Source organism: Rhodobacter maritimus (genome assembly GCF_058747975.1).
In genome coordinates, this window is record NZ_CM179095.1 from 3,065,918 (window position 1) to 3,085,861 (window position 19,944).

A 19,944-nucleotide genomic window follows, 5' to 3' on the forward strand; every position below is an offset into this window, starting at 1 on the left:
ATTTGTTGCCCACATGCACCGCAAGCTTGCCGGATGGCATTTCCTGCGCCATGCTTACGTTGAGGCAGATCCGCAAAGCGCACACCGAAAAATCGGGGCGTCCGGGAAGGCAGGCAAGAGATGAACGACAAGACGCGGCGCCTGGCGCCGAGAGTTGGCGTGGCACTGACAACCGCAGCTATAGCGCTTGCGGCATGTGCGCCGGAGCAGCCCTATTTCGCACCCGCATTCGGTTTCAAGAACAGTTACGCCTCGGCAAAGGGTGGCTCGCCCGTTCTGCTGTCGAATACCGAATGGTGGCGCGGCTTCAAGGATCCAACGCTGAACGCGCTGATCGACCGCGCGATGCGCGAGAACATCGACCTTGCCATCGCAAGAGAGCGCGTGAACGAAGCGCTCGCCCAGGTCGACAGCATCCCTGCCGAAGCCTCGCTGACACCCGACCTCGAGGCGAAGCGCACCAAGGCCTATGGCGGCTCCCCGCGTACGCGCACTGCCGCGGGGCTTGAGTTCTCGTGGCTGCTCGACCCTTACGGCGCGCGGCGCGAACAGGTCAAAGCCTCGAAGGCGCTGGTCGAGGTTGCCGACGCCGAGGTGGCCGCCGCACGCCTGCTGCTGCTGCAAAACCTCTGCAATGCGGTGATCGATCTGCGCTATCGCCAGCAACTTCTGGCGGTCCGGCAGGAAGAGGTCCGCGCCCGACGCCAGACACTGAACCTGACCCGTACGCTTGTCGACCAGGGGTCCGGCACGCGTCTGGACCTTGTGCAGACCGAAGCCCGCCTGGCCGAGACCGAGGCCGTCATCCCCATGCTGCGCGCCGCGATCGGGCAAGAGAAATACCGCATTGCAACGCTGCTTGGCATGGCCCCCGGATCACTGCCTGTCGATCTGGACCGTTCGACGCGGCAGTTGCGTCCCGCGATCACGCCCAATGTCGGCATCCCCTCGGACCTCATGCGCAACCGGCCCGATATCCGCATCGCGGAACGGCTTTACTACGCCTCGCTTTCGGATCTTGCCGTCGCGCGGGCAAGCCTCTACCCGCAACTGTCGCTGACCGGCTCGATCAGTCTCGTATCGCTTTCGGGGAATGGATCGGGCAGCGAATATGTGTTCGGCCCCAGCATCGTTCTGCCTGCCCTGCCCGACAGCCCGCGCCGCGCGGCCGTCAGCGTGCGTGAATCCCGCGTCCGGCAGGCCAATGCATCGTGGAAAGGCGCGGTTCTGGACGCGCTATACGATGTGGAAAGCGCGCTCCTTGGCTACTCCGCCAGCACCGAAGCGGTCAGCCGTTCGCAGCGCACCGTCAATCTTTATGACGAAACCGTTTCACTGACGCGGGATCTGGTCTCGAAAGACGGCGCGACGATCCCCGCCCTATTGGAAGCCCAGGAAAACAGTGCCGACGCCAAGCTGATCCTTGCCGAAAACATGCGCCAGAAAGCCCGCAGCTATGTGGCGTTGAATGTCAGCCTGGGGTCTGGAAACGCAGATGCGCTGCCCGAAGACAGCGCACCCGTAATCGCGTCGGCAGCTACTCAGTAGCCCGTGCAGCGCAGCACCACGTTCACGGTGCGCAACATGATGGACAGGTCGGTGCCGAACGACAGGGTCCGGTTGTATTCGGCGTCATAATCGGCGCGCGCAGCGAAGGTGGATTCGTTGCGATCCGATACCTGCCACTTGCCGGTGATGCCGGGGCGCAGCGCGTAATAATCCGTCCCGGGATACAGCGCGCGCTGTTCCACCATCATCGGGCGCGGCCCGATCAGCGACATGTCGCCCTTGAACACGTTCCAGAACTGCGGCAGCTCATCAAGCGAGGATTTGCGGCAGAAGGCCCCGATCGAGGTGATGCGCGGATCGCGCTTCAGCTTCTGAGTGGCATCCCATTCGCGGCGCGCGTCGGGATCTTTCTGCAGATACTCCTCAAGCACCATATCGGCGTTCGGAACCATGGTGCGGATCTTGTAGATTTTGAAGAGCCGCCCGTTCCGGCCGATCCGCTCTTGCGTGTAGAACGGGGAATAGCCCGTTGCCTTCATCACAAGGGCGATCACACCTACCAAGGTCAGGACCGCGGGGGCGATCAGGACCGTGAACAGAATATCAAATCCGCGCTTGCCGAACCGACGGTAAAACCCTTCGGGCTTATCGGTCGCCGCCTCGACAGCCTCCATAAATTTCAACTCGCCCGGAAATTGGGCGAAATCCTTCAAGTGTACGGTCATGTCGCACCCCGACCCGAAAAGTCTTTCTGCATCGATGTCACTCCGCACCTGAAACGCACTGAACCAAACTACGGGAGCCCATCGGCTATCTTTAGATGCCCAAGTAACACATAGCGGCAACCAACTGTAAACTACCCCAAACAGACAACTTAATCACATCATTGGCATAACAAACTGAAAACAAAAGAAAAAGAATAGCCCACACGCGGCAGTTGCACTTAATGGGGTTAATGCACTGTTGCCCAATTTCTGCCAAAAACGCAACTACGGTTTTCCTGACCACATTTGCGACACAACGGGTGCAATCAGTGATTGAGGGGGCGCAATTTGGAGTTGTGCGGCCATTGGGACACCCCGAATCAGATGGGCTTGCACCGGTCCCAGAATTCCTCGGATCTAATTGCCGATTGGGGCTAAAGCATGACTGAAGCCCTGCACAAGACTGACCGGGATCGCCAGATCCGGTTGCAAAACAATCAACATCGCGTATGTTTGCGCAAACATCCCACCAGAAATAGTTCCGCCCACCGCGCGATGCAATTCCGATCACTTGGCGCGGTTATAGACATCCTCGTATCGGATGATGTCATCCTCACCCAGATACGAGCCGGTCTGAACCTCGATCAGGAACATCGGTACCTTGCCGGGGTTTTCCATCCGGTGCACGGCCCCCAGCGGAATATAGACCGACTGGTTCTCGGACAGCAGCTGGACCGTTTCGTCGATGGTCACGCGGGCGGTGCCGCGCACCACGATCCAGTGCTCGGCCCGGTGCACATGGCTTTGCAGGCTCAGGATGCCGCCCGGCTTGACCATGATCCGCTTGACCTGGAAGCGGTCGCGCAGGCACAGCGTCTCATACCAGCCCCAGGGGCGATGGCAGCGCGGGAATTCCACCGCCTGCGGCACGTTCTTGCGCTGCAATTCCTCGACCACGGCGCGCACGTCCTGCGCGCGGTCCAGATCGGCCACCAGGACGGCATCGCGCATGGCGATCGCGGCGATGTTCTTCAGGCCCAGCCCGACAAGGTGGATGTTCTCATCTTCGGAGCGCAGCAGGGTATCGGTGCAGTCGATCGCCGTCACCGCGCCCGACAGCGCCAGGCGCTTCTTCCCTTCGGCCTGGAAGGCATGCAGCGTGAACCAGCTGCCAAGGTCCAACCAGTCCGCACCAAGCGGCACGGCCACAACGCCGCTGGCCTTTTCCATCACGGCATAGTCGATCGAGATCGCATCGGCCTTGGCATAATCCGCGGCACCAAGGCGCAGGAAGCCCAGATCCTTTTCCGCCGCCTCAAGGGCCGCACGGCAGGGCGCGATCAGTTCGGGCGCATGCCGGGCATAGGCCTCAAGAAGGTCGGCCACGCGAAACAGGAAGATGCCCGAGTTCCACAGGTAGTTCCCCGCCGCCAGCATCGCCTCGGCCCGCGCGCGATCGGGCTTTTCGGAATAGCTGGCAAGCGGCGTGGCGATCCGCGCACGCGCATCGCCGGCCAGTTCCAGATAGCCATAGCCCGTATCGGGGCGCTGCGGTGTCACACCAAAGGCCACGAGCGCGCCACCCTCGGCCGCGGTCTGCCCGGCCTCGACCGCGGCCGCAAAGGCCTGCGCGTCGCGGATCAGGTGATCTGAGGGCACGACCAGCATCAGCGCCTCGGGCGTCTCCTCAAGGCGCAGGGCGGCGGTCAGGATCGCGGGGGCAGTATCGCGCGCCACCGGCTCAAGGATGATCTCGGCATCGGTCACGCCCAGTTCGACCGCCTGATCCTGCGCAAGGAAACGGAAATCGTCATTGGTGACGATCGTGGGCGCGGTGAATTCGGGGCCCGAAACGCGCGCCAGCGTATCCTGAAACAGGCTGCGCCCGTTCAGGAAGGCCGCGAACTGCTTGGGGAAAGCCTTGCGCGAGCTGGGCCACATCCGGCTTCCGGAGCCACCACAAAGGATAACGGGATGAATCATGAATTGCTTACTCCGAAAACACGGCGGCCGGGCCACGATCTTGCGCCTAGCATTCCCCAAGGGCCGGTTGACGGCAAGGGTGCGGCGTTTTGCGGGCAGAGATTCCGCGAACCTGCCCGGCTCAGTTCAACTGGAATTGCAGGGGATAGCGCCCATCCTCGAAATCGCCGAACAGATCGTCAAGATCGGGATGGTCCACCGGCTCTCCGGAATAGTCGGCAATAAGGTTCTGTTCCGAGACATAGGCGACGTAATAGCTGTGATCGTTCTCGGCCAGCAGGTGATAGAAGGGCTGGTCCTTCGAGGGGCGGCTGTCCTCGGGGATGGCCTCATACCATTCATCCGTATTGGAAAACATCGCGTCGACATCGAAAACCACACCCCGGAAAGGGTGTTTGCGGTGACGCACCACTTGGCCGAGATGATATTTTGCCCGCGTGGAAAACATGATGAACCCCTGAGGATTTACTAATCCTTCACCGGGGGTGTTGTCCACCGATCAGCCGCGATTCGGGCGGAAACACACTGTGGAACTTTGGCCGACAGTTCCCGCCACCCGTCGGTTTGTGATTTCCCCGCCCCCCCTTTTTCGCGTAGAATCACACAAAACAAGATCGAAAGCAGGCAGAGCAGTATGAAGAAATATGCGAAACTGGCGGTGCTGTTGCTGGCGGCATCCTGCGGCAGCAACCATTCGGCGCCGCGCAATCTGGACAATGCGTGCGAACTTGCGCGCGAACGTCCGCAGTACTTTTCAGCCATGAAGCGAACCGAGCGGCGCTGGGGCGTGCCGGTCCATGTGCAGATGGCAACGATTCACCAGGAATCGCGCTTCGTGGGCAATGCCCGCACGCCGTTCCGCTTTGCGCTCGGCGTCATTCCGATGGGCCGGCAAAGCTCGGCCTATGGCTATAGCCAGGCGCTGGACAACACCTGGGACGAATACCGCAAGGAAAGCCGCAAATACGGCGCAAAGCGCGACCGGATCGACGACGCCACCGATTTCATGGGCTGGTATATGGACGGCACGAGCACGCGGCTTGGCATCGCGAAAACCGATGCGCGCAACCAGTATCTGGCCTATCACGAAGGGCGCACCGGTTATGCCCGCGGCAGCCACAACGGCAAGGGATGGCTTCTGGCCGTCGCGGACCGGGTCGAGGCGCGCTCGCAGCTTTACCGCGATCAGCTGACCGCCTGCGGCAGGAACTGAGCCGCGCCGGGGCCGGTCAGCGCGCGCGCTTGTCGGCCTCGGTCTTGATGCTGAAAAGGCTTGCCTTCAGATCGCCGCCGGTCTTCAGGTCACCCAGAATGACGGTGGTCTGCGCACCGCTGCCATCGGTGATGACCCATTGGCGCAGCTCTGTCGGGGCGGCGGTGAAGATCAGGCGGATCGTGCCGTATTCGGGATTCTCGGGATCCTGCGCGATGACCGAGGTGGTCTTGTCATCCGCACTGTGGCCCACGACCATTTTCGCGCGCGACAGGTCCACATTCGGCGCAAGGATCAGGTTCAGCGGGGTGCGCGCCAGCGGATACTGCTCGGGCGGCTGGTTCGACTTGCCGTCAAAGACCGCCACCTGCCCGCCACCGGCCAGCACCAGGGTCTTGTCGGGCGGTGCATATTCAAAGCGCACGCGGCCGGGGCGCTTGATGAACACCTTCCCGGTCGAGATGGTGCCATCCGCATTGACCTGCGTGATCTCGGCCTCGGCCGTCTGCAAGGCGTTGAGATAGCGCGACAGCTCTGCCAGCGGGATCTTTTCCGCGAGGGCGGGAACCGCAAGGGCAAGCACGAGGACGGGCGCAAGGGCGAGACGAAGAATGTTCATGCCCGGAATATAGCCAGCCCCCTGCACGCTTGCATCCCCCAAACGGGGCCGCTCGCGGCAATGTGGCAGGACCGTGAACGGCGGCCCCGCACAAGAGGCAGGGATCAGGCCTCGGGGATCAGGATCTCGCGCTTGCCGACATGGTTGGCGGCCGTGACAACCCCGTTATCCTCCATCTGCTCGACCAGGCGCGCGGCCTTGTTGTAGCCGATGCCCAGCTTGCGCTGGATATAGGAGGTCGAGCATTTGCGGTCCCGCGCGACGATCGCCACGGCCTGGTCGTAAAGCGCATCCTCGCCATCGGTATTGCCGCCAAGGCCCAGCACCAGGTCGATATCCGAGGCCGCCTCTTCGTCCGGCCCCTCGACCACGCCCGACATGTATTCCGGCGGGCCGAAGGATTTCAGGTGGTTCACGATCTCTTCGACCTCTTCGTCGCTGACGAAGGGGCCGTGGATGCGGGTGATGCGGCTGCCCCCGGCCATGTAAAGCATGTCGCCCATGCCCAGAAGCTGCTCGGCCCCCTGTTCGCCCAGGATCGTGCGGCTGTCGATCTTCGAGGTCACCTGGAACGAGATCCGGGTGGGGAAGTTCGCCTTGATCGTGCCGGTGATGACATCGACCGAGGGGCGCTGCGTGGCCATGATCAGGTGGATTCCGCTCGCCCGCGCCATCTGTGCCAGGCGCTGGATGCAGGCCTCGATCTCCTTGCCGGCCACCATCATCAGGTCGGCCATCTCGTCCACGATGACGACGATATAGGGGATCGGGCTGGGCTGGAATTCATCCGTCTCGAAGACCGGTTCGCCCGTCTCCTCGTCAAAGCCGGTCTGGACGGTGCGCTTGAACATCTCGCCCCTGGACATCGCCTCGCGCACGCGGCCGTTATAGCCCTCGATGTTGCGCACGCCCATCTTGGACATCTTGCGATAGCGTTCCTCCATCTCGCCCACGACCCATTTCAGGGCGACGACCGCCTTTTTCGGATCGGTCACGACGGGCGAAAGCAGGTGCGGAATACCGTCATAGACCGACAGTTCCAGCATCTTCGGGTCGATCATGATCAGTCGGCATTCCTCGGGCGAAAGCTTGTAAAGCAGGCTCAGGATCATCGTGTTGATCGCCACCGATTTCCCCGACCCCGTGGTCCCCGCGATCAACAGGTGGGGCATCTTGGCAAGGTTGGCGATCACCGGCTCGCCACCGATATCCTTCCCGAGCGCAAGCGGCAGGCGCATGTTGCTGTCGCCGAAATCGCGCGCGGCCAGGATTTCGCGCAGCACGACCTTTTCACGATGCGCATTGGGCAGTTCGATCCCGATGACCGAGCGGCCGGGCACCGTGGACACGCGCGCCGACAGCGCCGACATCGAACGTGCGATATCGTCGGCAAGGCCGATCACGCGGCTGGCCTTGAGGCCCGGCGCGGGCTCCAGCTCGTACATCGTGACGACGGGGCCGGGGCGGACCGACACGATCTCGCCCTTGACGCCGTAATCGTCGAGCACGCTTTCAAGCATGCGCGCATTTTCCTCAAGCGCCTCGTCGGACAGCGAATGGCGCTGGATCGTGACCGGGTTGGTCAAAAGCGACAAGGGCGGCATTTCATAGGCGATCGGCTCTGGCTCGAATTTCAGTTTCGGCTGCGCCTCGGCCATCGCCTGACGCGAGGGCGCGGGCGCCTTCTTCACCGGCATCACCACGCGCCGCACCTCGGGCGCGGTGGGGATGACCTGACGGTTCAGCGCCTCGCGCGGCAGGGCTTCGGGGATGTAGTCGTCCTCATCATCCTCGTCCTCCATATCCGCGAAGGCATTGTGGCCGGGCAGGTCATCCTCGTGCCAGCCCGCCTCGATCTCATGATCGTCCCCGGCCCATGCCTCTGCCGGGGCGGGCAGTTCGGGCGCGAATTGCTCTTCGGCCAGCGGCGCGGCATGCGGGGCCTCCATCTGCGGGGCCGCGATGGCGGGCTGCGGCACGGTCACCGCACCGGGCATATAGCGCGGCGCGGCCTTCAGCGGCGGCTCGGCGCGTAGGGCGGCGGGGCCTGCCGCACGCGGCGCGGCCAGAAGCGGCTTGGGCCCGCGTGCCAGCCGCGCGGCAACGGCCGCCAGAACCGAGGCCGGCGCGCTCGGCCCGGGGGCGGGCGGGGCAGGTTCGGCGGCGGGCGCCGGATGCGGCATGCCGTCTGCGGCCAGCGGCGGCTCGGGACGCAGTTGCGGCGCGTTGCGGGCCTGCACGGCCTGCGCGATGCGGGCGCGGATGCGATCCTCGGACGGGGCCTCGTTCAGCGGCGCGTGCCAGTGATGCGTGGCCTCGACCAGCTCGGGCTCAAGGTATTCGGGCGCCATCATCGGTTCGGGTTCGGCCGGGCGGCGGATGCGCGACATCAGGCCGGCGCGTTCGGCCTGCACCGGATGGGCCTGTGCGGGCCCGGCATTCCACGCGGCCTGCTGCGCCTCCCATGCCGACAGATCGGCGGCGCGTTCGGTCGCTTCGGCACGGCGCTGCCGCGCGCGCTCCTGCAAGCCCTGCGCAGTGCGGACCGAGGCCGCCGCGCCCTGCCCCAGAAGCTGCATCAGCGCGGCATAGCCCGTCACGCTGCCCAGGATCAGGAACCGCAGGATGGCGCGCAATTCCGGCCGGTCGAAGCCCAGCACGAACGCCCCCATCGCCAGCATCGCCACCGCGAAAAGCAGCGTCATCAGCTTCAGCCCGAAAGAGCCCGTCACCGGCGACATCCCCAGAAGCGAGCCCGCGATCATGTCGCCGAAATGCCCGCCCAGACCGAAGGCCTGCCCCCATTCGTCCCCCGGCACCAGAAGCGCGGCATAGACCGCCACCAGCGCCACGCCGATCGGCAGGAAGATCACCCGCGACAGCGCACGCTCTTCGCCCCGGTGCAGCACGAAACGCAAGCCCCAGATCACAAGCGCGATCGGCAAAAGCCACGCGCCGCGCCCGATGATGATGTAAAGCGGCGAGGCGATCCCCGCCCCGATCCGGCCCAGAAGGTTCTGCACCGGCGCATCCGAGGCCGCCATCCAGCTGGGATCCTCGGGCGAATAGCTGCCCAGCATCATCAGCGCCAGAACGCCCAGAACCACCAGGATACCGCCCAGAAGTTCCTTGCCGCGCCGCTCAAGGACCGCCTGCGTGTTCTGGTCCAGAAGCGGATCGCGCTGTCTTGCCTGATAGGATGCCATGTTCAACCGTCCTCACGCATAAAGGCAGTCACGAAGGCTGATAAGCCCGCGCTGCGTTTCTTCTTTTGGGGCGACCAGGGCCACCCGGATATATCCCTTGCCGGGGTTTTCCCCGCCGACATCGCGCGAAAGATAGGCGCCGGGCAGAACCCGCACCCCCGTTTCGCGCCACAGCTTCAGCGCCGCTTCCTCGCCATCCGGCACGGGCAGCCACAGGAAGAACCCGCCCTCGGGCAGGCGGAAGCTGTTGACGCCCGCAAAGACCTGGCCCGCGATCGCGTATTTCTCGGCATAAAGCGCGCGATTGGCCTCGACATGGGTCTCGTCGGACCAGGCGCGTTCGGAAACGCGCTGAAGCGGCAGCGGCAGCGGCGCACCGGCATAGGCCCGCAACTGCCGGATGCGGCGGATGCTTTCCACCCCGCCCGCACAAAAGCCAGAGCGCAGCCCCGGCAGGTTCGAGCGCTTGGAAAGCGAATGGAAGATCACCACGCGCTCGGGGTCGTGGCCCTCGTCATTGGCAACCTCAAGCGTGCCGGGCGGCGGCGCATCGCGCCAGATCTCGGAATAGCATTCATCCGCGAAGATGCGGAAATCGTGTTTCTCGGCCAGACGCAGCAGCCCCGACAGGTATTCGCGCGAGGCCACCGCCCCTTGCGGATTGGCGGGCGAGCACAGATAGGCCACCGCCGTACGATCAAGCACCTCTGCGGGCAGGGCGGCGAAATCGGGCAGGAAGCCCGTTTCCTCGGTGGCGGGCACGAAGACCGGCTCGGCCCCGACGGCCGCCGCGGCAACGGCATAGACCTGATAGAACGGGTTCGGGATCAGCACCGCGGGGCGCTTGCCGTTCTTGAGTTCCGGCACAAGTGCGATGGCGGCGTTGAACAACCCCTCGCGCGTGCCGTTCAGCGCCATAATCCGATCAGGCGCGACGGATGCGCGATAGCGCCGCGCGATCCAGCCCGAGATTGCCTCAAGAAGCTCGGGCGAGCCGTCATTGGGCGGATAGACCGCGAATTCGCCGATATGCGCGGCCAGCACCTCGGCCAGGAAGGGCGGCATCGGGTGGCGCGGCTCGCCGATGGTCATGGCAACGGGATCGCCGCCCGGCGCATGTATGTCCAGCAGCTTCCGCAGCCGCGGAAACGCATATTCGGGCAGGTTCGAGAACCGCTCGGGAAATGCCATTACTTGCCTCATTCATCGGGGTCATGTCGCCCCGTTTGGCTGTCAGGTTAGCCAAGGCTGCCCGGCTCGTCCAGAAAAACCGATGAATCCCGGCCCCTTGGCCTGCCCGATTGTGGCATTTCAGCCAAGCGCCGCCTCGGCCGCCATGCCAAGGCGCAGCAGCCTGTCCTCATCCCCCGCGGGCGCCATGAACGAAATCCCCGTGGCCGGCAGGCCGGTGGGCAGCGTCAGCGCGCAAAGGCCAAGGATATTGCCGATCCGGGTGTTGCGCAGCGCCAGAAGGTTCTCGGTTGCGAAATATTCGGGATCGCTCAGCAGGCGCGCGGCATCGGGCGGCTGGATCGGCGCGGTCGGCACCAGAACCGCGTCATATTCGGCGCTTGCGGAAAGGTAATCGGCGCGGAACCGTTCCAGCCGGTCCCAACCGGCAACGTAATCGGCCGCCGAAACCCCGGCACCGCCGCGAAACCGCTCAAGGATCAGCGGATACATCCGGGCGGGCGCGGCCTCGATCACGTCCTTCCACAGCCCGTAGGCCTCGGGGGCGAACAGGATCGGGGACAGGTCCATCGCCGGGCTGACCATGGGCAGCGCGCGCCGCTCGACCGCAGCACCTGCGCGTGCAAGCCGGTCCACCGCCTCCTCGAAGCCGCGCACCGGCGCCTCGCGCGCGCCCTCGAAGGCCAGCCCTTCCAGCACCAGAAGCCGCGCGCCACGCAGATCGGCCCCGCGCAGATCCAGCGGCGCGGCGCGCCCGGTGATCGCCCCCAGGACCAGCGCGCAATCCTCGACGCTGCGCGCGAGCGGTCCGACCGAATCGAAGCGCCTGCAAAGCGGCACGACCCCTTCGGTCGACACGCGCCCCTGCCCCGGCTTGAAGCCCACAAGGTCGTTCCACGCCGCCGGGATCCGAACCGACCCGCCGGTATCCGAACCGACCGCCGCCGCCGCAAGCCCCATCGCCACCGAGGCCGCCGCCCCCGAGGAAGACCCCCCCGGCGCAAGGCGCGGATCATGCACGTTGGGCGGCGTGGCCGTCATCGGGTTAACGCCAAGGCCGGAAAAGGCCAGCTCAGTCATGTGGGTCTTGCCCAGGCAGACCGCGCCGTGAAGCGTGGCTTCGCGCAGAACCGCGGCATCGCGGTCGGGCACGCGGCCCGCAAGCAGGCGCGATCCCGCTTCGGTCGCAACGCCCGCGCTGTCGAACAGATCCTTCCACGACAGCGCCACGCCATCGAGCGCCCCGCGCGACTGGCCCGCCCTTGCACGCGAGCGTGCCGCCATCGCTTCGGCCCGCGCGCGGGCGGGCGTCAGCCGCGCATAGATCCGCCCGCCTTCGCCCGTCGAGGCCGCCGCAAGATAGGCCTCGGCCTGTTCCACGGGGTCAAGCTTGCCCGCCGCGATCGCCCGCCCCTGTTCCGCCGCTGTCCGAAACCGCCAGTCCATGCAGATCCCCCGTTTTTCGCCACGCTAGCGGCAAGGCTACGCATGGACAATCCCGATGCGCACGCCATATTGGCGGCATGACACAGGAAACCGACGTTATCATCGCGGGCGGCGGGCTGAACGGCCCGGCCCTGGCACTTGCGCTTGCTCAGGCGGGGCTTTCGGTGACGGTGGTCGATGCAGCCCCGCCCCGCGCGCGCGCCGCAGAGGATTTCGACGGGCGCGCCTATGCGCTTGCCAGTGCATCGCAAAAGCTTCTGGCCGCGATCGGCCTGTGGCCCGGACTGGCCGGGCAGGCGCAGCCGCTGAACGACGTGAAGGCCGCGGACGGGCATGCGGGCGAGGGCCCCGCCCCGTTCTTCCTGCATTTCGACAGCGGCGAGATGGATCACGGCCCCGTCGGCTACATGCTGGAGGATCGCTTTCTCTACCGCGCCTTTCTGGAGGCGATGCAGGACCATCCGCGCATCCGGCTTGTTTCGGACAACGCCGTGACGGCGCAAGAACCCGGCCCCGGCCGCATCCGCGTGACCCTTTCGGACGGGCAAAGCCTGTCGGCGAAGCTGCTTGTCGGGGCGGACGGGCGCCGTTCGGGCGTAGCCGCGCGCGCGGGCATCACCCGCAGCGGCTGGGACTACGGGCAGGTCGCGCTGGTCGCGGCCATCGCGCATGAAAAGCCCCATCACGGCATCGCGCATCAGTTCTTCATGCCCACCGGCCCGCTGGCCATCCTGCCGCTGCCGGGCAACCGCTCTTCGATCGTCTGGAGCGAGACCGCCGCCAATGCCGCCGCGATCGCCGCGCTGGATGATGCGGATTTCCTGGCGGTGCTGAGGCCCCGCTTCGGCGATTTCCTTGGCGCGATCTCACTCGCCGGGCCGCGGTTCAGCTATCCGCTGAACCTGACGCTTGCCAATGCCTATGCCGCGCCCCGCGTGGCGCTGGTGGGCGATGCGGCGCATGGCGTGCACCCGATTGCCGGGCAGGGGCTGAACCTTGGCCTGCGCGATGTCGCGGCCCTTGCCGAAACCGTGGTCGAGGCGATGCGCCGTGGCGAGGATATCGGTGCGCTGGACGTGCTGGAGCGGTATCAGGGCTGGCGGCGCTTTGACAGCACCGCGCTCGCGCTTGGGATGGACAGCGTCAACCGTCTGTTTTCGAACGACAATCCCCTGCTTCGGCTGGGGCGCGATCTGGGCATGGGGCTGGTGCAGGCGGTGCCCGGGCTGCGGCGCGGCTTTGCCCGTCAGGCGGCGGGGCTGGCCGGCCCGTTGCCACGGCTGTTGCAGGGGCGCGCGCTTTAATCGCTCAGCCGACGCGCCTCGTCCTCCAGCATGATCGGGATGCCGCCGCGAATGGGAAAGGCAAGCCCGGCCGCCTTCGACACCAGCTCGGCACGCTCGGCATCGTAGCGCAGGGTCGTCTGGGTCAGCGGACAGACCAGCCCCTCCAGCATGCGGCGGTCATGGGCGGGGCGCTCATCGCTCATTGCAGCATCTCCTCTCCGCCCCCGTAGAGGGCGAATTCCAGCAAGGTTACCAGCGTTTCGCGGCGGGTCCGAAGGGTCGGCGCCTCAAGCAGGGCCTGCTTGTCCTCGGGCTCGAACGGCAAGAGCATGGACAGCGCGTTGATCAGGAACTCGTCCTCGGCCTCTTTCATCGCGTCCCAGTCTGTATCGTGCCCCTGGGTCGAAAAATAGCGCGCCAGAAGCTCCAGAAACGCGGGGCGGTCCAACCCCTCGTCGGTTTCGCTGCGGCCCAGATCGCGGGTGAAATCGGTCCAGCCGACCTCGGCGCGGATATAGGGCGTAAAGCCCTCGACCGTGCGCAGCAGGCGAAACCGCGAAATGCCGCTCAGGGTGATCATCAGCCGGCCGTCCTCGGTTTCGGAGAATGCAGTCAGCCGCCCCGCGCAGCCGATGGCGTTCAGGCGCAGCTCTCCTTTCGGGGCGGGGCGGGGCTGGATCATGCCGATCAGCCGCGGGCCGGTCTTCATGCAATCCTCGATCATCTGAAGATAGCGCGGCTCGAAGATATGCAGCGGCAGGCGCCCGCGCGGCAGCAAAAGCGCCCCGGGAAGCGGGAACAGCGGAATGGTGTCAGGCAGATCACCGGGCTGCATCGCGTCTCACTTTCTGCGTCACGACAGATGACAAGGTAATGCCGGATCGCGCCCCGGCCAGTGCCGGGGCCGCATCCCGCGTCAGGCGAAGATCATCGAGGACAGGCGGCGGCGCCCCTTCTGCACGATCGGATCGTTGGGCTTGAGCGCATCGAAGATCGTGAAGAGCTGCGTCTTGGCCGCCCCGTCATTCCAGTCGCGGTCACGGCGGAACAGGTCGAGCAACTGCTCGACCGCCTCTTCGATCCGGCCCGCGGCATAAAGCGCCTTGGCATAATCAAGCCGCGCCTGATGGTTGCCGGGATCGGCCTCGATCGCGGCGGACAATTCGGTCAGCGGACCCGCCTCGGCGGCCTGCCGGGTCAGGGCAAGCTGCGCGCGCGCGGCCTCGACCGGCGCGGCCGAGGCGATCTTTGCCGGCACGGCGGCCAGAAGGCTGTCGGCCTTGTCAAGATCGCCCAGGGCCAGATGCGCGCGCACCAGCCCGCCATAGGCCTCGGGGTTCTCGGGTTCTTCCTCGAGGATGGCGGCGAAGGTCTCGGCGGCATCCTCGGCCGCGCCCTCGGCCAGCATCGCCTCGGCGGCGGCCACGGCCTCGGCCAGACCGCCATCCCCGGCAAGCGCCGCCAGCTTCTCCACGAATTTCTTCAGCTCCGATCCGGGCAGCGCGCCCTGGAACCCGTCGACCGGCTGGCCCTGCCAGAAGGCATAGACGGTGGGGATGGACTGCACCCGCAACTGGCCCGCGATCGCCTGGTTCTCGTCGACATTGACCTTGGCCATCACGACCTTGCCCCGGGCCTCGGTCACCGCGGCCTCAAGGGCGGGGCCAAGCTGGCGGCAGGGGCCGCACCAAGGCGCCCAGAAATCCACGATGACCGGCACGGTCATGGATTTCTCGACCACCTCGGACATGAAATCGGCCTCGGAGACATCTTTCACAAGTTCGGTCGGGGCGGGTTTTGCATCGCTGGCAAACATGGGTCGGTCCTTCGGTCTGCGTTTGGTCCTATATGCGCGCGCGGGCGCGCGCCGCCAAGGGTCAAAGGTCAAATGTCGCGAAGACGGGCGCGTGATCCGAGGGCTGGTCCCAGCCACGCACCGCGCGCAGGATGCGGCTGCCATGCGCGGCGCCCGCAATGTCGGCCGTGGCCCAGACATGATCCAGCCGACGCCCCTTGTCAGCCGCGTCCCAATCCTTCGCGCGATAGCTCCACCACGAATAAAGCAGCCCCTCGGGGATGTCCTTGCGCGTGACATCGACCCAGCCGCCCGCATCCTGGGTCTGGGCCAGATGCTCCACCTCGATCGGGGTGTGGCTGACGATCCTGAGAAGCTGCTTGTGGCTCCAGACATCGTCCTCGCGGGGCGCGATGTTCAGATCGCCCACAAGGATCGACCTCTGCGGACGGTCGGCATGAAAATCGTCGCGCATATGGGTCAGGAAATCGAGCTTCTGGCCGAATTTCTCGTTCACCTCGCGGTCGGGAATGTCACCGCCCGCGGGAACGTAGAAATTGTGGATCGTGACGCCGTTTTCCAGCCGCGCGGCAACGTGGCGGGCATGGCCAAGCCCCGCATAATCGCCCGCCGCCACCTCTTCGATGGGCAGCTTCGACAGGATCGCCACGCCGTTATAGCCCTTCTGCCCGCGCGCCACCATGTAGCGGTAGCCCAGGGCCTCGAAGGCCGCGCGCGGGATCTTCTCGACCGGGCTCTTGCATTCCTGCAGGCACAGCACATCGGGCGCTTCCTCGGACATCAGCCGCGCGACAAGCCCTTCGCGCAGGCGGACCGAGTTGATGTTCCAGGTGGCAAGGGTAAAACTCATCGCGATCTCCTTGAAAGCCGCGCGATACTGTCTGACCGCGCGGCCAAGGGCAACCCGAAGGCTGCTATTCCGCCCAGCCCGAGATCGACTTCACCTCGCAGAACTCCTCGATACCCCAGTGCCCGCCCTCGCGCGCGCGGCCCGAGGCCCCGACACCGCCGAAGGGCGCGCCCGCACCGCGGCTTTGCCCGTTCATCTCGACCATGCCCGAGCGCAGCGCCCGCGCAAGCCGGTTGCGCCGCGCGCCATCGCCGCTCTGGACATAGTTGGTCAGCCCGTAGGGCGTGGCATTGGCGATGCCAAGCGCCTCCTCCTCGGTGTCGAAGGGCATGATCGACAGCACGGGGCCGAAGATTTCCTCGTTCATGATCGTCATGTCGGGGGTGCAGTCGGCAAAGACGGTGGGGCGCACGAAGAACCCGCGATTGAGGTCCTCGGGGCGGCCCGGCCCGCCGGCCAGAAGCCGTGCGCCCTCGGCCAGGCCGGTCTCGATCAGGGACTGGATCTTGTCGAACTGGGCCTTGTTGACCACCGGCCCGATATGGCGGCCGGGCAGATGCGCCGGGGCCACCGTCGTCGCCTCGGCGGTTTCGCGGGCGATCTCCAGCGCGCGGTCATAGGCGGCCCGCTCCACCAGCATCCGGGTGGGGGCGTTGCAGGACTGGCCCGAATTGTTGAAACAGTGGCGCACGCCGCGCTGCACCGCCTTGTCGTCGGCATCCGCGAAGATCAGGTTCGCGCCCTTGCCGCCCAGTTCAAGGCAGACCCGCTTGAGCGTCTCGGCCGCCGCTTTCGAGATCGCGCGCCCCGCGCGGGTCGACCCGGTAAACGAAATCATCTCGATATCGGGATGGGTCGACATCTGCGTGCCCACGCCCGCGCCATCGCCGTTCACAAGGTTGAACACCCCCGCTGGCACGCCCGCCTCATGCAGGATCTCCGCAAAAAGAAGCGAGGAAAGCGGCGCCTCTTCAGAGGGTTTCAGAACCATGGTGCACCCCGCCAGCAAGGCCGGAATCACCTTCAGCGTCACCTGGTTCATCGGCCAGTTCCACGGCGTGATCAGCCCGACCACGCCCACCGGCTCCATCGCGATCATCGCGCCGGGCGTGCCATCACCCAGGGGGCGGATCCACTGGAACTCTTTCGCGGCATGGATGAAATTGGTGATGTGCCCGGTGCCCGAGGCTACCTGGCTGCTGAGTGCCATGTCGATCGGGGCGCCCATTTCCATGCTGATTGCATGGGCCATGTCTTCGGCGCGGGCCTCATAGACCTCAAGGATCCGTTGCACCACCGCAAGGCGCGCCTCGGGCGGGGTGGCGCGCCATCCCGGCAGCGCCGCCTTGGCCACCGCGACCGCCGCGTCGGTATCGGCCCGGTCGCCCAGGGAGATCACGGCACAGGGCTCTTCGGTGGATGGATCGATCACTGCGTGATCGCGCGGCTGCACCGGCGCCACCCATTGCCCGTTGATGTAGAAGTCACGTTTTTCGATCATGGAAAGCCTCCTGTCCGGGGCCAAGGTGGCACCGGCAAGCGACAAGAACAAGCCGGGTGCCGGATCCGCTGCACGCAAATCGCCATCACCGAAGAAAATGCGGAATATGGTTCGCCCCGCACTGGCGATCGGAAGACAGTTTCCCATATTGGCGATAAAGACCCGCGGGCTCTCGAAACTTCTTTCCGCTTGGCCTAGATAGCGGGCAGTTCTTTCCATGACAGGAGGCCGACCATGGGTCTGCGCATCAACGATACCGCCCCGGATTTCACCGCCCAGTCCACCGCAGGCGAAATCCGTTTTCACGACTTCATCGGTGACAACTACGCCATCCTGTTTTCGCACCCGCGCGATTTCACGCCGGTCTGCACCACCGAATTCGGCGCGGTCGCGCAGCTGGCCGACGAATGGGCCAAGCGCAACACCAAGGTGATCGGCGTTTCCGTCGACTCGGTCGAGGAACACCGGAAATGGAAAAGCGATATCGAGGCTTTCTCGGGCAGCCCCGCGGATTTCCCGATCATCGACGATACCTCGATGACGGTTTCCAAGGCCTATGACATGCTGCCCGCAGACCATTACCTACCGACCGAGGGCCGCACGCCCGCAAACTCGGCCACGGTGCGCACCGTCTATATCATCGGCCCCGACAAGAAGGTGCGCCTGACGATGACCTACCCGATGTCGGTGGGCCGCAACTTCGCCGAGATCTTGCGCGCGCTGGACGCGGTGCAGGCCACCGACAACGCCCCCTTCGCCACCCCGGCCAACTGGGTGCCCGGTCAGGACGTGATCGTGGCGCTTTCGGTCTCGACCGAGGATGCAAAGGCGCGTTTCGGAGAGGTGGACGTGAAACTACCCTACCTGCGCACCGTCAAGCGCCCGGCCTGAGGCGGCGCGGAAATGCAAAAGGCCCGGCGTTTGCCGGGCCTTTTTCGTCAGTAACCCTTGGGGTCGCCCGGCTCCTCCGGGGGCACCTTTTCCAGCGCCTCTGCCTCCCACCGCTTGGCTTCGGTCAGGAAGGAATAGATCGCGCCGCTGGAGGCGTTGACGAACCCCGCCCAGCCGCAGCGCCACAGCCCATGGCCGAAATACCAGCGTGAAAAGAAGAAGATCGGACTGAACAGCATCTTCCACGGACGCGCCGGAATGCCGCGTTCGCGCTTCATCTCGGCCTTCAGCGAGGAATACTTGTTCTTCTTCTGGATCAGCTCGGCCAGCGGGATCGGGCGGAAATGCAGCAGGCCTCCCTCAGCGATCTTGCGCACCTCGCCGTCGATACGAATGCCCTCATGCACCTTGTCGGTCGGATCGAACCGGCCGGTGCCGCGCCGGAAAAGCCGGTTGTGATAGCGTTCATGCGCTCGGGGGGGGACATAGCCATATCCGGCAAGGTAATCGTAGCGCGTGACGCGGTAGCCGTTCACGCCGTCGGCCTCAAGCAGCGCAGGAAGCACCTTCGCCAACCGTTCGCTGACCCGCTCGTCGCTGTCGACCGAGAAGACCCAGGGCTGGGTGCATTGTTCCAGCGCGAACTGCTTTTGCGCGCCGTAACCCCGCCACGCCTCGTGCAGGAACATAATCGGGAATCCTTCGCCTTTCAGTTCCTCGATGATCTCGACCGTGCGATCGGTGGAGCCGGAATCGACGATGACGATCTCGGCGCACATCGAGAGGCTGCGGATACACGCCTCGATGAAAGGCTCTTCATCCTGACAGATGATGAATGCGGATATCGGCAAGCGCATGAAGGGCTCTTTCATCAGAATTGGTGCAGGCGTCGTGCCGCATATTACACTTTGGCCCCCGGCGCACGAAGAACAGCGGGCGGCACGCGGATCACCGCTTGCGCAGGAACCAGTTCTTGAGCCGCTTCTCCAACGGCACCTTCGCCTCGGTCACGCTGGTTTCCCATCCGATATGGGCACAGGCGCCGGGATCCAGATACGCGGTGAACTGCCCCTGCCCGCGGACATGGCGAGAGATGTGGCGCTCTTTCCTGAACCCGGAAAATCCACCCAACCGTTCCCAAAGCGCCTTGCGCCCCAGATGCGGGTTGAAGGTGAACCCGTGCCACTGGTCATGCAGGTGGTCCAGCCGGACATAATCACCCGCATCGTCATGCACCGATCGCGGCGCATCACCCCAGTCCACGGATTGGGGAAAGTCCGAGACATCGCGCAGGCAAACGATCGAGATCCCCGGATCACTTTGCAAAAGCGCACGCGCCTGCCCCAGAAAACCCTGCCGGTGGAAGCCCCAGTCATCCTCGAGGTGAAAGATAAAGGGGGTGCGAACCTCGCCGTAAAGCGCATCGACCGCGGGGTGATGGCCAACCTGACGCCCAAGGTCGATGCGGCGTCCCTGCGGGCAGACCTGCGCGAACATTTCATTCGTTTCCGAATCGCCGAAATCGTTGATCGCCAGAACCGGCAGGCCGTCCAGTTCCGCACCCAGGCTTTCGAATGTCTGGCGCAAGAGGTCCGGCCGGCGGCCCATGGTCATGCAAACTGTGATCGCGTCGTTCATTGCCACCCGTGGATCAAGGCCGAACCGGCCACGCCTGCAAACGAATCACGGGGGCGCGGGCGTTGTCCAGTAAAAAGACCCCGGGGCGCGC

General features: G+C 65.2%; 18 protein-coding genes. 4 read left to right on the top strand and 14 right to left on the bottom strand.

What is annotated here, in order from left to right:
* Positions 1-120 precede the first annotated feature (120 nt).
* The gene (locus AC4PTO_RS15415; RefSeq protein ID WP_492729950.1) at positions 121-1,548 is read left to right on the top strand and encodes an efflux transporter outer membrane subunit; all 1,428 of its coding nucleotides are present in this window, start codon (positions 121-123) and stop codon (positions 1,546-1,548) included.
* Here the strand turns inward: AC4PTO_RS15415 and AC4PTO_RS15420 are convergent.
* The 3 genes from AC4PTO_RS15420 to hspQ all read right to left on the bottom strand — a co-directional run bounded on the left by AC4PTO_RS15420 (position 1,542) and on the right by hspQ (position 4,644).
* Positions 1,542-2,234, bottom strand: coding sequence for a sugar transferase (locus tag AC4PTO_RS15420; protein ID WP_492729952.1), 693 nt, complete (start codon positions 2,232-2,234; stop codon positions 1,542-1,544). The two genes, AC4PTO_RS15415 and AC4PTO_RS15420, sit on opposite strands and share 7 nt — an antisense overlap.
* 546 nt (positions 2,235-2,780) lie before the next feature.
* Complete coding sequence (locus AC4PTO_RS15425) at positions 2,781-4,196, bottom strand: mannose-1-phosphate guanylyltransferase/mannose-6-phosphate isomerase (protein WP_492729954.1); 1,416 nt, start codon at positions 4,194-4,196, stop codon at positions 2,781-2,783.
* 121 nt (positions 4,197-4,317) lie between these two features.
* Positions 4,318-4,644, bottom strand: a complete 327-nt coding sequence (hspQ, locus tag AC4PTO_RS15430; protein ID WP_492729956.1) for a heat shock protein HspQ — start codon at positions 4,642-4,644, stop codon at positions 4,318-4,320.
* A gap of 186 nt (positions 4,645-4,830) precedes the next feature.
* On the opposite strand from hspQ, the gene AC4PTO_RS15435 reads away from it, so the two are divergent.
* Positions 4,831-5,409: a transglycosylase SLT domain-containing protein gene (locus tag AC4PTO_RS15435; protein ID WP_492729957.1), complete on the top strand. Its 579-nt coding sequence runs from the start codon at positions 4,831-4,833 to the stop codon at positions 5,407-5,409.
* Between the two features lie 16 nt (positions 5,410-5,425).
* Here AC4PTO_RS15435 and AC4PTO_RS15440 read toward each other — a convergent pair whose 3' ends face one another.
* The 4 genes from AC4PTO_RS15440 to AC4PTO_RS15455 form a co-directional block, all read right to left on the bottom strand.
* A complete protein-coding gene (locus AC4PTO_RS15440; protein ID WP_492729959.1) occupies positions 5,426-6,028 on the bottom strand; it encodes a LolA family protein in 603 nt (200 codons plus the stop codon).
* A gap of 104 nt (positions 6,029-6,132) precedes the next feature.
* A complete protein-coding gene (locus AC4PTO_RS15445) occupies positions 6,133-9,234 on the bottom strand; it encodes a DNA translocase FtsK (protein WP_492729961.1) in 3,102 nt (1,033 codons plus the stop codon).
* Between the two features lie 12 nt (positions 9,235-9,246).
* Positions 9,247-10,425: an aminotransferase class I/II-fold pyridoxal phosphate-dependent enzyme gene (locus AC4PTO_RS15450; protein WP_492729963.1), complete on the bottom strand. Its 1,179-nt coding sequence runs from the start codon at positions 10,423-10,425 to the stop codon at positions 9,247-9,249.
* A 120-nt stretch (positions 10,426-10,545) separates the two neighbouring features.
* Positions 10,546-11,871: an amidase gene (locus AC4PTO_RS15455; protein ID WP_492729964.1), complete on the bottom strand. Its 1,326-nt coding sequence runs from the start codon at positions 11,869-11,871 to the stop codon at positions 10,546-10,548.
* Between the two features lie 77 nt (positions 11,872-11,948).
* Here AC4PTO_RS15455 and AC4PTO_RS15460 point away from each other — a divergent pair, with 77 nt between their 5' ends.
* Entirely contained in the window at positions 11,949-13,175 is a 1,227-nt protein-coding gene (locus tag AC4PTO_RS15460; RefSeq protein WP_492729966.1) for a UbiH/UbiF/VisC/COQ6 family ubiquinone biosynthesis hydroxylase, read from the top strand.
* On the opposite strand, the gene AC4PTO_RS15465 is transcribed toward AC4PTO_RS15460, so the two are convergent.
* The 5 genes from AC4PTO_RS15465 to AC4PTO_RS15485 form a co-directional block, all read right to left on the bottom strand.
* Positions 13,172-13,360 (bottom strand): Trm112 family protein, encoded by a 189-nt coding sequence (locus AC4PTO_RS15465; protein WP_492729968.1) that lies wholly within the window; start codon positions 13,358-13,360, stop codon positions 13,172-13,174. The genes AC4PTO_RS15460 and AC4PTO_RS15465 overlap by 4 nt on opposite strands.
* Positions 13,357-13,992: an LON peptidase substrate-binding domain-containing protein gene (locus tag AC4PTO_RS15470; protein WP_492729970.1), complete on the bottom strand. Its 636-nt coding sequence runs from the start codon at positions 13,990-13,992 to the stop codon at positions 13,357-13,359. Before AC4PTO_RS15470 ends, AC4PTO_RS15465 begins: the two co-directional genes overlap by 4 nt.
* 81 nt (positions 13,993-14,073) lie before the next feature.
* Positions 14,074-14,973 carry a thioredoxin gene (gene trxA, locus AC4PTO_RS15475; RefSeq protein ID WP_492729971.1) on the bottom strand — a complete coding sequence of 300 codons (900 nt, stop codon included), beginning with the start codon at positions 14,971-14,973 and terminating at the stop codon, positions 14,074-14,076.
* Between the two features lie 61 nt (positions 14,974-15,034).
* The gene (locus AC4PTO_RS15480) at positions 15,035-15,823 is read right to left on the bottom strand and encodes an exodeoxyribonuclease III (protein WP_492729973.1); all 789 of its coding nucleotides are present in this window, start codon (positions 15,821-15,823) and stop codon (positions 15,035-15,037) included.
* A gap of 64 nt (positions 15,824-15,887) precedes the next feature.
* Positions 15,888-17,324, bottom strand: a complete 1,437-nt coding sequence (locus AC4PTO_RS15485) for an aldehyde dehydrogenase family protein (protein ID WP_492729974.1) — start codon at positions 17,322-17,324, stop codon at positions 15,888-15,890.
* Positions 17,325-17,558: 234 nt separating this feature from the next.
* Here AC4PTO_RS15485 and AC4PTO_RS15490 point away from each other — a divergent pair, with 234 nt between their 5' ends.
* Entirely contained in the window at positions 17,559-18,215 is a 657-nt protein-coding gene (locus AC4PTO_RS15490; protein ID WP_492729975.1) for a peroxiredoxin, read from the top strand.
* Positions 18,216-18,262: 47 nt separating this feature from the next.
* On the opposite strand, the gene AC4PTO_RS15495 is transcribed toward AC4PTO_RS15490, so the two are convergent.
* Both AC4PTO_RS15495 and AC4PTO_RS15500 read right to left on the bottom strand, forming a co-directional pair.
* Entirely contained in the window at positions 18,263-19,072 is an 810-nt protein-coding gene (locus tag AC4PTO_RS15495) for a glycosyltransferase family 2 protein (RefSeq protein WP_492729977.1), read from the bottom strand.
* Positions 19,073-19,163: 91 nt separating this feature from the next.
* Positions 19,164-19,853, bottom strand: coding sequence for a hypothetical protein (locus AC4PTO_RS15500; RefSeq protein ID WP_492729979.1), 690 nt, complete (start codon positions 19,851-19,853; stop codon positions 19,164-19,166).
* Positions 19,854-19,944: the final 91 nt, after the last annotated feature.

Excerpts from the sequence above, each read along its gene's own strand:
- trxA (WP_492729971.1), bottom strand. The coding sequence starts at position 14,973 with ATGTTTGCCAGCGATGCAAAACCCGCCCCGACCGAACTTGTGAAAGAT.
- AC4PTO_RS15425 (WP_492729954.1), bottom strand. The coding sequence starts at position 4,196 with ATGATTCATCCCGTTATCCTTTGTGGTGGCTCCGGAAGCCGGATGTGG.
- AC4PTO_RS15490 (WP_492729975.1), top strand. The coding sequence starts at position 17,559 with ATGGGTCTGCGCATCAACGATACCGCCCCGGATTTCACCGCCCAGTCC.
- AC4PTO_RS15480 (WP_492729973.1), bottom strand. The coding sequence starts at position 15,823 with ATGAGTTTTACCCTTGCCACCTGGAACATCAACTCGGTCCGCCTGCGC.
- AC4PTO_RS15435 (WP_492729957.1), top strand. The coding sequence starts at position 4,831 with ATGAAGAAATATGCGAAACTGGCGGTGCTGTTGCTGGCGGCATCCTGC.
- AC4PTO_RS15495 (WP_492729977.1), bottom strand. The coding sequence starts at position 19,072 with ATGCGCTTGCCGATATCCGCATTCATCATCTGTCAGGATGAAGAGCCT.
- AC4PTO_RS15470 (WP_492729970.1), bottom strand. The coding sequence starts at position 13,992 with ATGCAGCCCGGTGATCTGCCTGACACCATTCCGCTGTTCCCGCTTCCC.
- AC4PTO_RS15500 (WP_492729979.1), bottom strand. The coding sequence starts at position 19,853 with ATGAACGACGCGATCACAGTTTGCATGACCATGGGCCGCCGGCCGGAC.
- AC4PTO_RS15450 (WP_492729963.1), bottom strand. The coding sequence starts at position 10,425 with ATGGCATTTCCCGAGCGGTTCTCGAACCTGCCCGAATATGCGTTTCCG.
- AC4PTO_RS15460 (WP_492729966.1), top strand. The coding sequence starts at position 11,949 with ATGACACAGGAAACCGACGTTATCATCGCGGGCGGCGGGCTGAACGGC.
- AC4PTO_RS15485 (WP_492729974.1), bottom strand. The coding sequence starts at position 17,324 with ATGATCGAAAAACGTGACTTCTACATCAACGGGCAATGGGTGGCGCCG.
- AC4PTO_RS15455 (WP_492729964.1), bottom strand. The coding sequence starts at position 11,871 with ATGGACTGGCGGTTTCGGACAGCGGCGGAACAGGGGCGGGCGATCGCG.
- AC4PTO_RS15415 (WP_492729950.1), top strand. The coding sequence starts at position 121 with ATGAACGACAAGACGCGGCGCCTGGCGCCGAGAGTTGGCGTGGCACTG.
- AC4PTO_RS15445 (WP_492729961.1), bottom strand. The coding sequence starts at position 9,234 with ATGGCATCCTATCAGGCAAGACAGCGCGATCCGCTTCTGGACCAGAAC.
- AC4PTO_RS15420 (WP_492729952.1), bottom strand. The coding sequence starts at position 2,234 with ATGACCGTACACTTGAAGGATTTCGCCCAATTTCCGGGCGAGTTGAAA.
- hspQ (WP_492729956.1), bottom strand. The coding sequence starts at position 4,644 with ATGTTTTCCACGCGGGCAAAATATCATCTCGGCCAAGTGGTGCGTCAC.
- AC4PTO_RS15440 (WP_492729959.1), bottom strand. The coding sequence starts at position 6,028 with ATGAACATTCTTCGTCTCGCCCTTGCGCCCGTCCTCGTGCTTGCCCTT.
- AC4PTO_RS15465 (WP_492729968.1), bottom strand. The coding sequence starts at position 13,360 with ATGAGCGATGAGCGCCCCGCCCATGACCGCCGCATGCTGGAGGGGCTG.